The organism is Campylobacter concisus, assembly GCF_003048555.1.
GTDB lineage: Bacteria > Campylobacterota > Campylobacteria > Campylobacterales > Campylobacteraceae > Campylobacter_A > Campylobacter_A concisus_AO.
Window position 1 is genome coordinate 1 of the sequence record NZ_PIRR01000044.1, and the last position, 11484, is coordinate 11484.

Annotated in this window: 13 protein-coding genes; 8 read left to right on the top strand and 5 right to left on the bottom strand. The window is 37.9% G+C overall.

The features are described from left to right. Positions 1-108: 108 nt before the first annotated feature. The 4 genes from CVS92_RS07620 to mscL form a co-directional block, all read right to left on the bottom strand. Positions 109-1476 (bottom strand): multiheme c-type cytochrome, encoded by a 1368-nt coding sequence (locus CVS92_RS07620; protein ID WP_107789043.1) that lies wholly within the window; start codon positions 1474-1476, stop codon positions 109-111. A 9-nt stretch (positions 1477-1485) separates the two neighbouring features. Next, entirely contained in the window at positions 1486-2058 is a 573-nt protein-coding gene (locus tag CVS92_RS07625) for a cytochrome c3 family protein (RefSeq protein WP_084040850.1), read from the bottom strand. Between the two features lie 120 nt (positions 2059-2178). Beyond that, a complete protein-coding gene (locus CVS92_RS07630) occupies positions 2179-2817 on the bottom strand; it encodes a Crp/Fnr family transcriptional regulator (RefSeq protein WP_084108542.1) in 639 nt (212 codons plus the stop codon). Between the two features lie 101 nt (positions 2818-2918). After that, the gene (gene mscL, locus CVS92_RS07635; RefSeq protein ID WP_107789044.1) at positions 2919-3323 is read right to left on the bottom strand and encodes a large-conductance mechanosensitive channel protein MscL; all 405 of its coding nucleotides are present in this window, start codon (positions 3321-3323) and stop codon (positions 2919-2921) included. Between the two features lie 145 nt (positions 3324-3468). On the opposite strand from mscL, the gene gltX reads away from it, so the two are divergent. The 3 genes from gltX to CVS92_RS07650 are packed head-to-tail and all read left to right on the top strand — an operon-like array spanning position 3469 to position 6681. Further along, the gene (gltX, locus tag CVS92_RS07640) at positions 3469-4764 is read left to right on the top strand and encodes a glutamate--tRNA ligase (RefSeq protein ID WP_107789045.1); all 1296 of its coding nucleotides are present in this window, start codon (positions 3469-3471) and stop codon (positions 4762-4764) included. An 8-nt stretch (positions 4765-4772) separates the two neighbouring features. Beyond that, positions 4773-5066 (top strand): YggT family protein, encoded by a 294-nt coding sequence (locus tag CVS92_RS07645; protein WP_021090481.1) that lies wholly within the window; start codon positions 4773-4775, stop codon positions 5064-5066. Next, a complete protein-coding gene (locus tag CVS92_RS07650) occupies positions 5044-6681 on the top strand; it encodes a lytic transglycosylase domain-containing protein (RefSeq protein ID WP_107789046.1) in 1638 nt (545 codons plus the stop codon). Before CVS92_RS07645 ends, CVS92_RS07650 begins: the two co-directional genes overlap by 23 nt. Here the strand turns inward: CVS92_RS07650 and CVS92_RS07655 are convergent. Beyond that, positions 6602-7081, bottom strand: a complete 480-nt coding sequence (locus CVS92_RS07655) for a hypothetical protein (protein WP_107789047.1) — start codon at positions 7079-7081, stop codon at positions 6602-6604. The two genes, CVS92_RS07650 and CVS92_RS07655, sit on opposite strands and share 80 nt — an antisense overlap. Positions 7082-7201: 120 nt before the next feature. Between CVS92_RS07655 and mobB the strand changes: the two genes are divergently transcribed. The 5 genes from mobB to CVS92_RS07680 all read left to right on the top strand — a co-directional run. After that, complete coding sequence (gene mobB / locus CVS92_RS07660) at positions 7202-7681, top strand: molybdopterin-guanine dinucleotide biosynthesis protein B (RefSeq protein ID WP_084040860.1); 480 nt, start codon at positions 7202-7204, stop codon at positions 7679-7681. After that, positions 7681-8544, top strand: coding sequence for a class 1 fructose-bisphosphatase (locus CVS92_RS07665; RefSeq protein WP_234398717.1), 864 nt, complete (start codon positions 7681-7683; stop codon positions 8542-8544). Before mobB ends, CVS92_RS07665 begins: the two co-directional genes overlap by 1 nt. After that, on the top strand, positions 8544-8762 hold the full coding sequence (locus tag CVS92_RS07670; protein ID WP_107789049.1) for a hypothetical protein: 219 nt from the start codon (positions 8544-8546) through the stop codon (positions 8760-8762). Before CVS92_RS07665 ends, CVS92_RS07670 begins: the two co-directional genes overlap by 1 nt. Positions 8763-8777: 15 nt before the next feature. Further along, on the top strand, positions 8778-10700 hold the full coding sequence (gene metG / locus CVS92_RS07675; RefSeq protein ID WP_107789050.1) for a methionine--tRNA ligase: 1923 nt from the start codon (positions 8778-8780) through the stop codon (positions 10698-10700). Then, a partial coding sequence (locus tag CVS92_RS07680; protein WP_107789051.1) for a ferrochelatase occupies positions 10701-11484 on the top strand: 784 nt, incomplete at its 3' end. It abuts the gene before it with no gap.

Below are 11484 nucleotides of genomic sequence, written 5' to 3' on the forward strand. Positions count from 1 at the left end.
GTCTTAAAAATTGTATAGTTTTGAATGTATAAAAAATGATTTAAAGTTGAGCAAATTTAATAGTTATTTAAGAAAATAAGGTGGGAAAAACTCCCACCTTAAAAAGCATTACTCTACTTTACCAGATTCCATTCTTTTTTTGTAGATCTCACGAAGTTTTCTTATATCGTTTTTAACTTCGAATACACCATGCCAGTGTGAGTAGTCAGGACCACCCATTAGAGCGCCTTGTCTCATACGACGGCCTTCATGGTGCCACATATGATAGTAGATATCTTGGAATTCATCTTCCCAAGCATCTGCAAGTAGTAAGTTTTTAGCTTTCAACTCTTCAAGCATCTTAGTTGCTTCAGCGTTATAAACGTTATAAAGCTCTACTTGCTTATCACCCATAATGAAGAAGTTATCTGTATGAGTTGATGTATGGCAAGCTTTACAAACTAGCTTCATCTCAGCTCTTGCTGCTTCTGGTCCATTTGGATGACCTGCAAGTGGCGTTCCTATGGTTAGTTTGCCAGTTTTTTCGTAAACAACAGCAGCTTGTTCATCACCAGCTGTTCTTAGCTTACTGCTGACGCCCCATAGGTTCCATTTTAGTCTTCTTGAAACATTGTGAGTTGTTGTTGTTTCACCAACACCACTCATGTGGCAAGCTGCACAAGTTGGAGCTCTAAAGTCTGGTACATCCCATGTATCAGGAGCAGCATCAAAATTCCATTTGTGAGCTTCGCTATTATAGATATGTCCGTGCATTGAGTTGTTAAAGATCTCAATATCTGGGTGATCAGGTCCAAGGTGGCAAGATGCACAAGCAGCTGGTTTTCTAGCTTCAGCTATGCTAAATGTGTGTGCGCTGTGGCATGATTTACATCCGCCTACGCCACCATCAGGATAAACATTACCTATACCGTAGTTTGGCCAAGTCTCTTTTGTAGGTTTGTGATCAGCGTCTAGTTTGATGACGGTTCCGTGGCACTGTGTACAACCAGTAGCGTCTGGAGCCATTTTGTATTCTGGATGATCCATACCTTCATAGTGATACATTAGTTTTACCATCGCAGGGTTAGCATACATTTGCATAGCACCTCTTGCGTGACCACTCTTAACAAATTCTTCAACCTCATTTTCGTGACACTTAGCACAAGTTTTTGGGCTAACTAGCATTGAAACATGGTTGTTAGAATCTTTTGGATGCACCTTAACTGAAGCCATAGGATTATCTGCATTTACAGAGTGGCAATCCATACAACTTACGCCAACGTGAGCGTGGCGACTATTTTTCCAATCGGCAACTATGCCGGGTGTCTCTTTAGCGTGGCACTCAACACAGCTTTTTGATAAGTCTGACATTTTGTGAGCAACTTTAATGTTTTTTACAACATTAAGGTTTAAAGCGTCAGATTTATTTGCATCCATGTTTGCGGCAAAGCCAAAAGACATTAGACAGGCTAATAACATTAGCGACTTTTTAAACATCTCTCCTCCTTACTTGGTTTTATTGTTTTCTTGTTTTTTAATTGCTTCAAATTTATCGATTTGTAGTCCTAAATTCTTGTGGCCAACATGCTCATGGCAGTCAACACATGATTTTTTATTAGGATTTCCAAGAACGAAATAATCTCTATGTGGCAAGAATGATTTACCAGCTTGAATAACATTTTTTAAATTTGAGTGGCAAGTCAAACATCCACTATCATAGACAAAGTGAGATGCATGCTCGCGTTTTTTACGCCAGTCGATCTTGTCTGTATCTGTAAAAAATGTCTTATAGCCATCATTTATCGATACTTTAAGTTTTGTAAGTACATAGGTATAGGCACTTGTATGATTTAGGTGACAGGCTGAACATTCAGCTTTTATGCCAAGCTTGTTATTGCCACCGTGCGCGTCTTCATGATATGCAGCATTCATAGGATCCATCGTGTGACAAATGGTACAGATGTAGCCGCTACCAGTAGCATGAAGTGCATCAGCTATGCCCATAGAAGCGATAAGGCCGATTACAATGCCTATTATCACAGATGACCAAACAAAAAATTTCTTCTTAACTTCAGCCAAATTTTCCTCCTGATTTTATCAATATATCGTAAATTTTTACGAAAATTTTAGACGAATACTATCCAAAAATATATAAATTTTTTCTTTAAGTAAATGAAAATATTTATTTGATATTAACTTTCAATAAGAATAAATTTCTTGTAGTCCACCTACATCTTTTTCCAAAATTTGGTTCTTTTCATCAAGTTTAACTAAACCATTTGTTTTAAATTTATTTAAAATTCTCGAAAAAGTTTCTGGAGTCATATTAAGTATTGATGAAATTTTTGTGTGTTTTAGCTCGTTAAATAAATCTTCATGATCTAAAATAAACCTAGCCACTTTTTCTTCTGAGCTTAAAATTAACTCTTGATGAAGTAGATTTGTTGTGATCCTTATTTTTTCAGACATCGACTTTAAAAATTTCATACAAATTTCTGGTTTTATTAAAAATTCTGCTGCAAATTTTTCATAATTTATCTTTAACACCTCGCCAGATATGGTAAAAATGGCACTAGCTGGGTAGACAATATTTTCAAAATTTACGACTTCAGCTACAAAATTCATAGGAGCTAACTGATGAATAAAAATTTCTTTTCCGTTTGCCGTGGTTTTATAAAGCTTGACAGAGCCGCTTATTAAAAATATTAACCATTTTGGCTCCTCGCCTTCTATAAATAAGAATTCACCCTTTTTATACTTTTTTACGACACTTATGGCTTCAAGTTTGGCTAAATCTTCTTCGTTTAAGCCTTGAAAAAACGGGATTTTCTCTATCATATTTTTAATTACCTTTTTAAAATAAAAAATATTTTAGCATATAAAAATAAGATAAATTTTAATAGATTTTCAAAGGGAATTTCCCCTTTGAATTTATGAAATTATTTTTTAAGTAGATCTCTAATCTCAGTTAAAAGTGCAATGTCGGCTGGAGTTTCAGGCTCTACTGGAGCTGGCTCTTCTTTTGGTAATTTATTTTTAAGTGTATTTAAAGCTTTGATAACGCAGAAAATACAAAATGCGATTATTAAAAAATCAACCATTGTTTGTATAAATGAACCATAGTTTATCGTAACAGCAGGCGCACCTTCTGCTGCTTCTTTTAATGTAAGTTTAAGATCAGTGAAATTTACACCGCCAGTTAAAACGCCAACAACTGGCATAATAACATCGCCAACTAGTGATGAAACGATCTTTCCAAAAGCACCACCTATAACAACACCAATAGCCATATCTATGACATTTCCGCGCATCGCAAATTCTTTAAATTCGCTTATAAAACTCATTGTTTCTCCTAAAAATGTTAAATTTTTGTTCGGATTTTATTCAAGAAATGCTTTGCTTCGGCTAAAAAAATCAAATTACATAACTTTAAATTTATCAAGCTGGTGTTATAATCTAAACTCAAAATTTAACGTAAGGAATGAGCTTATGTATCGTTTTGCACCCTCTCCAACAGGAGATATGCACATAGGAAATTTACGTGCCGCTATTTTTAATTATATTTGTTCTTTACAAGATAAAAGTGGCTTTATTTTACGCATAGAAGATACCGACAAAGAGCGAAATATTGAGGGAAAAGAGAAAGATATCTTAGAAATTTTAAGTAAATTTGGCATAAAGCCAGAGCAAATTTATATTCAAAGCGAAAATTTAAAATTCCACAGGCAGCTTGCATCAAAGCTTCTCATCGATAAAAAGGCCTTTGCTTGCTTTTGCACCGAAGAAGAACTCGAGGCAAAAAAACAAAAAGCAAAAGAGCAAGGCGTGGCATATAGATATGACGGTACCTGCGAGAGACTAAGCGACGCCGAAGTTTTAAACTGCGAGAAGCCCTTTGTCATCCGCATGAAAAAGCCAACACGCACGATGAGCTTTACAGATGCGATCAAAGGCGAGCTAAGCTTTGAGCCAGACGCAGTTGATAGCTTTGTCATCATGAGAGCAGACAAAACACCAACTTACAACTTCGCCTGCGCAGTTGATGATATGCTTGAGGGCGTGACCTTTGTCATACGTGGCGAGGATCACGTGAGCAACACACCAAAGCAAGATCTCATACGAGAAGGCCTTGGCTACACTGGCAAGATGAATTACGCGCATTTGCCTATACTTTTAAATATTGAAGGTAAAAAAATGAGCAAGCGCGAGAACGAATCAAGCATAAAATGGCTCTTTGAGCAGGGATTTTTACCTGAGGCGATCGCAAACTATCTGATACTTCTTGGCAATAAAACTCCAACTGAAATTTTTACGATCGAAGATGCGGTAAAGTGGTTTGATATAACCAAAATTTCACGCTCGCCTGCTAGATTTGACGTGAAAAAGCTTGAGCAGATAAATAGAGAGCACATCAAGCTTGCTTCAAAAGAGCGCATAAAAGAGATCTTTGGCGTGGATGATAGCAAGGTTGAGCTAGTTAAATTTTACACTCAAGAGAGCTCCCTGATGCCTGAGATAAAAGAAAAAGTTGAGGCTATATACTCACCAAAAATAGCTCCAGATGAGTACAAAAACGAATTTGAGATCATCAAAAAAGCAGCTCGTAATTTAAAGGCATGCGAGAGCTTTGATGAGTTTAAAAAAGAGCTTATGAATGCTACAAATTTAAAAGGTAAAAACTTTTTCATGCCACTACGTGCGCTGCTTACAAACGACCTTCACGGCCCTGAGCTAAGCGAGCTCTATCCGCTCATCAAAGATGATCTAGCAAAAATTTTAATCTAGGAGCAAAAATGATACTTTCCACTCTATTTTCAGCGATTGCAAACATTTTGCACCTTATTATCACGGTCTATACTTGGGTTATCATCGCAGCAGCTCTGATTAGCTGGGTCAGGCCAGATCCTAGCTCGCCGGTCGTGCAGCTACTTTATAGGCTAACTGAGCCGGTTTATAGCTTTATTAGACGCTATATAAAAACAAATTTTAGTGGTATCGACTTTACTCCGCTTATCGTACTTTTAGCACTTCAATTTTTAGATCAATTTTTAATAAGGCTTTTGTTTGGTTTTGCTGCGTCACTTTAGTATTCTCTCTCTTGCCTGTGTTGCTCTTTTAGCTAAAATTTACACCTACGAAGAGCTAAAAAAAGAGCCAAAAAGCCTAGCAAAAGACTACTACATCAACCGTCTTATTAACGAGGGCAGCTATACAAAAGAGCAGATCGCAGATCTTTCGCATGATGTATTTAGAAAAGCGGGCCTTGTTCAAAAATCAATCGATAAAATTTTACCTCCAAAAGTGGCTCCTAGCAAATGTCCTGGTGTAAATACAAAAAATATCACCCAGGCAAATCTAACCTGCCAAAATTTGCTAACATCCATTTCTTTTAGCTTAAAGCTTGATAATCACACTCGTGAAATTTTAGCAGCCAATCTTGCAAAGACAAATCCAGAAAAATCAAAAATTTTACTCGTATTAAATGAAGCAAATCCGGCTAAAGCTTTTGCAAATTTAAACGATACAAAGAGCTTTTTAGAGCTATTTAACGCCTCTAGCCCGCAAAATAAAAGTATACTTTTTAGCGAAAGTTTTGATGCAAATTTCATGACCAAGCTCTACTCACAAAAGGGCTTTACAAATTTATTAAACGATATTGTTTTTAATAAAAAATATGAAGGCTTTAGGAGAAATTTGCTAAGCATCGATCCAGCTGTCACTGAAAAAAATGACGCTTTTACGCTTGGATTAAATGCAATTTTACTAGGACAAGACGATATCGCTTTTAGTCTTTTTGCAAGAGCCAAGAGCACATTTGAAAGAGCTTGGCAAAGAGATAATGCGACTTTTTGGCAGTACCAGATAAGCAAAAACGAAAGCTTTTTAAAAGAGCTAAGTGCCAGCAAGGACGCGAATATCTACTCACTTTACGCAAGAGATTTGATCGGTGGTGAACCACTTGAGGTCATCGTACCAAGGCCTAGTAAGCAAAATATCGAAAATTTTGACGTAAGCGATCCGTTTTTATGGAACAAAACTGCAGCCCTTGCAAAGGATATGAATGCCACGCAAGCAAGCGAATTTGCGAAGAAATTTTATACAAACGAAAGTATCGGTGCCTATGCATTTTTCATGCAAAAGGCGCATGGCTGGGAGAAGCAGTACTTTTTGATGCCAAACTCGCCTGAGCTTGAAGGCATCAGCACTGAGCGAAAGTCGATGATCTACGCACTTGCAAGGCAAGAGAGCCTCTTTATCCCAAGCGTCGTTTCTACCTCTTACGCCCTTGGTACGATGCAGTTTATGCCATTTCTTGCAAATGCGATCGGCAAAAAAGAGCTAAAAATTCCAAATTTTGATGAGGACGATCTTTTTAAAACTGATGTTGCATTTAAATTTGCAAATCACCACCTAAACTACCTTGATAAATTTCTTTATCATCCGCTCTTTACGGCCTACGCGTATAACGGCGGTATCGGCTTTACCAAAAAAGTCATCACAAGAGATGATATGTTTAAAGAGGGGAAATTTGAGCCCTTTTTATCGATCGAGCTAGTCCCAGTGGCTGAGACTAGAAACTACGGCAAGAAGGTGCTTGCAAACTACGTGATCTATATGGCGCTTAATGGTTCCAATATAAAGATTTCGCAACTTTTCGAAAATTTAACAAAACCGGCTTTGACTGATAAATTTCGAAACTAAGTGCTAGATCATCGCTTTGCTTACTTGGTGCGGTCACTTCATAATAGAGCGCCCAAGGCATCGAAAATCCAGCAAATTTTAGCATCTTATCATTTTCATCAAGCAGCCTTGCATTTGTGGCATTTGAGTCATTATTTACCTTGATATTATTTAGCTCACTAGCGTGCTCTTTTGGATTTATGGCCACCAAAAAGTGCTCTTTGTTCTGGTCTAAATTTGAATTGTAGATCGGATTTAAATAGGTAGCGATGATGAGCGTCCTGTCAGCACCATCAATAATCTCACTTTTGCTCGTGTAAGCTAGAAGCTCATTTTTTAACGGCTCATGCACGATTACTTTTTCACCAGCACAGCCAAATATCATCAAAATGAATACAAAAAACGATATAAATTTACTCATAAAAACTCTTGAATTTCTAAAATTTCTGCCATTTTAGCATTTTAATTTTTAAATTTCACTCATAAATTTTAAAGCCAACATAAGTTATAATCGCGAGAAATTTTAACAAAAAAGGTTCTTATGAAAAGACTTGCTATCGCTTTTTCTGGCCCTTCAAATAGCGGAAAAACGACTCTTATTTTAAAGGTAGCAAAAAAATTTATAGATGATGGTTTGAAAGTCGCGATAGTAAAACACGATCCAGGCGACAAAGCCAAATTTGACGTTGAAGGCAAGGATAGCTTTAAATTTTCTCAAACCGGAGCAGATGTGGTTGTGATGAGTCCGACTAGAACAACTTATTTTTCACAAAATCCACAAGAAATTAGCGATGTCATTAAAATGCTAGGTGAGTTTGACATGCTCTTAGTCGAGGGTTTGAAGACGCTTCCACTACCAAGATTAAGCGTTTTTAAAGATGAAATAGATGAAAAATATCTTAGCTTTTCAGATGCGATCGCAACATACAAAAAACAAATTCCTTACGAGATAAAAAATATAAATTTAGACGATATAGACGCCATTTGTGCGTGGATAATCAAAAATGCAAAGGCTGTATAATGCAAGAATTAAACCAAATTTTTAACACCATAAAAGAGATCGCAAAAGAGATAAGCGAAGTGATAAAATACGCCGATCTTGGCTACACAACTCACGAAAACGCAACCGGCGACACACAGCTAAAGCTTGATGTCAAAAGCGACGAGATCATCACAGCTAAATTTAAGCAGCTTGCCTGCGTAAAAGGACTAATTAGCGAGGAGAAAGAGGACGAGCTTGAGATCAATAAAAACGCTAAATTTATCATCGCTTACGATCCACTTGATGGCTCAAGCTTAGTTGATGTAAATTTTGCCGTTGGCTCGATCTTTGGCATCTACGAAGACGAGGTAAAACCAGAAAAATTAATAGCCGCAGCTTACAGCATATATGGCCCAAGGCTTGAGCTTGTAATTGCTGAGAAAAAGGGCACTTTGCCTAAATTTTATAGACTTGGCAAAGATGGCGAGTTTAAATTTGTAAAAGAGCTTGAGCTAAAAGAAAAAGGCAAGCTAAACGCCACGGGAGCCACGCAAAAAGGCTGGAGCCAAACGCATAGAAATTTTATAAACGAGCTATTCAACCAAGGCTACAGACTAAGATACTCAGGTGCGATGGTGAGCGATTTGCATCAAATTTTACTAAAAGGTGGCGGTCTTTTTAGCTACCCAGCAACGAGCGATCATCCAAATGGCAAGCTAAGAGTAGTCTTTGAGGTGTTGCCATTTGCCTTCATATATGAAAACGCAAAGGGCTCAACGACAAACGGCAAAAATCAAACACTTTTTGATATAAAAATAGAAAAAATTCACCAAACAACGCCATGCTTCTTTGGCTCACGTGATGAAATTTCTCTTTTGCATAAATTTTACGAGCAAAAATAATGCAAGAAGCACAAGCAAACGAGCCACTTGACGCATTTGAACTAGTCTTAAAGCAAAAAGCAAAAATTTTGCAAGAGTGCCAAAGCCAAAAAGAGCAAAAAAGCTGCTTTAACTGCGAAGTATTTTTTGACTGCGAGACAAGAAAAGAATACGTAAACAGCTGCTATAACTCGATGTCAAAAGGCAATACTGGCAGCGATGGCGGATTTGATTTTTAAAATTAAAGGAAAAATATGAAAGAAAAAGCTTATATAACGACCCCAATATACTATGTAAACGACGTGCCACACATTGGCCACGCATATACGACCATCATCGCCGATACACTTGCTAGATTTAACCGCTTGCAAGGCAAAGAGACCTACTTTATGACGGGCACAGACGAGCACGGACAAAAGATCGAGCAAGCAGCTCGTGCTAGAGGCAAGACTCCAAAAGAGTACGCCGACGAGATTAGCGCTAAATTTAGGTCACTTTGGGATGAGTTTGAGATAAGCTATGATCATTTTATAAGAACGACCGACGAAGAGCACAAGCAAACCGTGCAAAATGTCTTTGAAAAGATGCAAGCAAATGGCGATATTTACAAAGGCGAATACGAAGGCTTTTACTGCGTTAGCTGCGAAACTTTTTTTAACCAAAGAGACCTACTAGAAGACAATCACTGTCCAGACTGTGGCCGCGTGACGTCTTTAGTCAAAGAAGAGAGCTACTTTTTCAAGCTTTCAAAATATGAAGACGCGCTTTTAAAATGGTACGAAAATGACGAGCTTTGCGTTATCCCAAAGGGGAAGAAAAACGAGGTCGTAAGCTTTGTAAAAGGTGGACTAAAAGATCTTTCGGTAACCAGAACGAGCTTTGACTGGGGCATAAAGCTACCAAAGAGCGCAAATGACGACAAGCACGTTATGTACGTCTGGCTTGACGCGCTTATAAACTACCTAACAACACTAGGATATTCAAGAGATGACGCTAGAATGGATCTTTGGCCATACACTACTCACATCGTTGGCAAGGATATTTTACGCTTTCACGCAGTTTACTGGCCGGCATTTTTGATGAGTCTTGGCTTACCGCTACCAAAACACGTAGCAGCTCACGGCTGGTGGACCATAAATGGCGAAAAGATGAGCAAAAGTAAGGGTAATGTTATAAACCCAAGAGAGGTCGCAAACGCTTATGGACTTGAAAATTTCAGATACTTTTTGCTTAGAGAAGTGCCGTTTGGACAAGATGGCGACTATAGCCAAAAAGCATTGATCGAGCGTATAAACTCAGAACTTGGCAACGGACTTGGCAATCTGCTAAGCCGCATTGTTGGAATGAGTGCAAAGTATAGCGACTATAAAATCGACTCAAAAGATGTACTCAAATTTCATAAAGTCGAGATTGATGAGGCGAAGGGCTGCCTTGATGAGGCTATTAAAAATTTAGAAAATTTAGCGACGAACCGCTATTTAGAGGATCTTTGGAAGGTCGTAACGCTTGCAAATGCAGCCGTTGCGAAGTATGAACCATGGTCACTTGTAAAAGCTGGCAAAACTGACGAGGCAAACGCGCTTGTGGCACTTTGCGCAAATTTACTTGCAAAAGTGGCGATACTGCTTAGTCCAGCCATGCCAAAAACTTGTGCTAAGATAGCTGACACGCTTGGCTTTAGCATAGACACAGCTTCTTACGAGAATCTTATCTTAAAAAATGAAATTTCAAATTTTGTAGCAAAAGCTACCGAGCCACTTTTCCCAAGAATAGAAAAAGAGCTAATGAGCGAGGCAAATGAGCCAAAGGTTGAGGTAAAAGCTGAGCCAAAAGAGAATAAAAAAGGGGACGAAATCATTAGCATTGATGACTTTGCAAAGGTGGTGATAAAAGTAGGCGAAGTGCTCGAGTGCGAGAGAGTCGAGGGTAGTGAGAAGCTGCTTAAATTTAAGATAGATCTTGGCGAGGAGCAGCCACGTCAAATTCTTTCTGGTATCGCTAAATACTACGAGCCTAGCTCGCTTGTGGGCAAACAAGTTTGCGTTTTAGCAAATTTAAAAGAGCGAACGATGATGAAAAAATATGTCTCCCAGGGCATGATATTAAGTGCATCTGATGGCTCATTAACTCTACTTGGCACACAAGGCAAAGTAAAAAACGGTGCGATCGTTGGCTAAATGACAATAGAAAATTTAACACGCCTAATAAATGCCGAGGCTCTAAACGCACCAACAATAACTAGCGTAAGCGAGTTTGTTTTCGAGCTAAAGCATGTAAGACGTGGCTTTGCGTATATTTGCTTAAACGCAAACGATAGCGACATAGAAACAGCGATTAAACAAGGCGCATACGCCATAATTAGCGAAGATAATGTGCCAATTATCGATAAAGAGATCGCCTTTTTAAAAGTTAGTAGCTTACAGACCGCCATGATAAAACTCATGAGATTTGAGGCTACTCACAAAGATCTAAAATTTTGCGCCGTAAATCCTTTTATAAATGACTTTTTAGAAAAATCAAAGCTTGGCTCTAACGCACACGTCATGTCAAAAAATATTACTGAGCTTTTTAATCAAATTTTTCACGCAAAAGTCTTTGATATCTTTTTTGGCGATGATACAAGAACACTTCAGCGAATATCGCCTCTTTTTGAGACCATTTACACAGATACAACTATACACGAGATAAATCCAAGCTCGATCTTTTTTACAAACACAGTCTTTAAACAAACATACTATCAAAACTTAAACATACCACGAGTTTTTGCTGGAATGTTTTATGGGCTTTTAAAATTTCTTGATAGCAATAAAATTTCATTTAAGCCTTACGAAGGTAGGATTCACGGGCATTTTGACCCGATTTTTATAGATAAAAATTTTATTCCTACTAGTTTTGGAAACAGCTTTAGAGCCATAATTACTGAAAGCGATGAAGATTTATTCATAAGCCAAAGTATATTTT

Excerpts from the sequence above, each read along its gene's own strand:
- CVS92_RS07620 (WP_107789043.1), bottom strand. The coding sequence starts at position 1,476 with ATGTTTAAAAAGTCGCTAATGTTATTAGCCTGTCTAATGTCTTTTGGC.
- CVS92_RS07630 (WP_084108542.1), bottom strand. The coding sequence starts at position 2,817 with ATGATAGAGAAAATCCCGTTTTTTCAAGGCTTAAACGAAGAAGATTTA.
- mscL (WP_107789044.1), bottom strand. The coding sequence starts at position 3,323 with ATGAGTTTTATAAGCGAATTTAAAGAATTTGCGATGCGCGGAAATGTC.
- gltX (WP_107789045.1), top strand. The coding sequence starts at position 3,469 with ATGTATCGTTTTGCACCCTCTCCAACAGGAGATATGCACATAGGAAAT.
- CVS92_RS07645 (WP_021090481.1), top strand. The coding sequence starts at position 4,773 with ATGATACTTTCCACTCTATTTTCAGCGATTGCAAACATTTTGCACCTT.
- CVS92_RS07655 (WP_107789047.1), bottom strand. The coding sequence starts at position 7,081 with ATGAGTAAATTTATATCGTTTTTTGTATTCATTTTGATGATATTTGGC.
- mobB (WP_084040860.1), top strand. The coding sequence starts at position 7,202 with ATGAAAAGACTTGCTATCGCTTTTTCTGGCCCTTCAAATAGCGGAAAA.
- CVS92_RS07665 (WP_234398717.1), top strand. The coding sequence starts at position 7,681 with ATGCAAGAATTAAACCAAATTTTTAACACCATAAAAGAGATCGCAAAA.
- CVS92_RS07670 (WP_107789049.1), top strand. The coding sequence starts at position 8,544 with ATGCAAGAAGCACAAGCAAACGAGCCACTTGACGCATTTGAACTAGTC.
- metG (WP_107789050.1), top strand. The coding sequence starts at position 8,778 with ATGAAAGAAAAAGCTTATATAACGACCCCAATATACTATGTAAACGAC.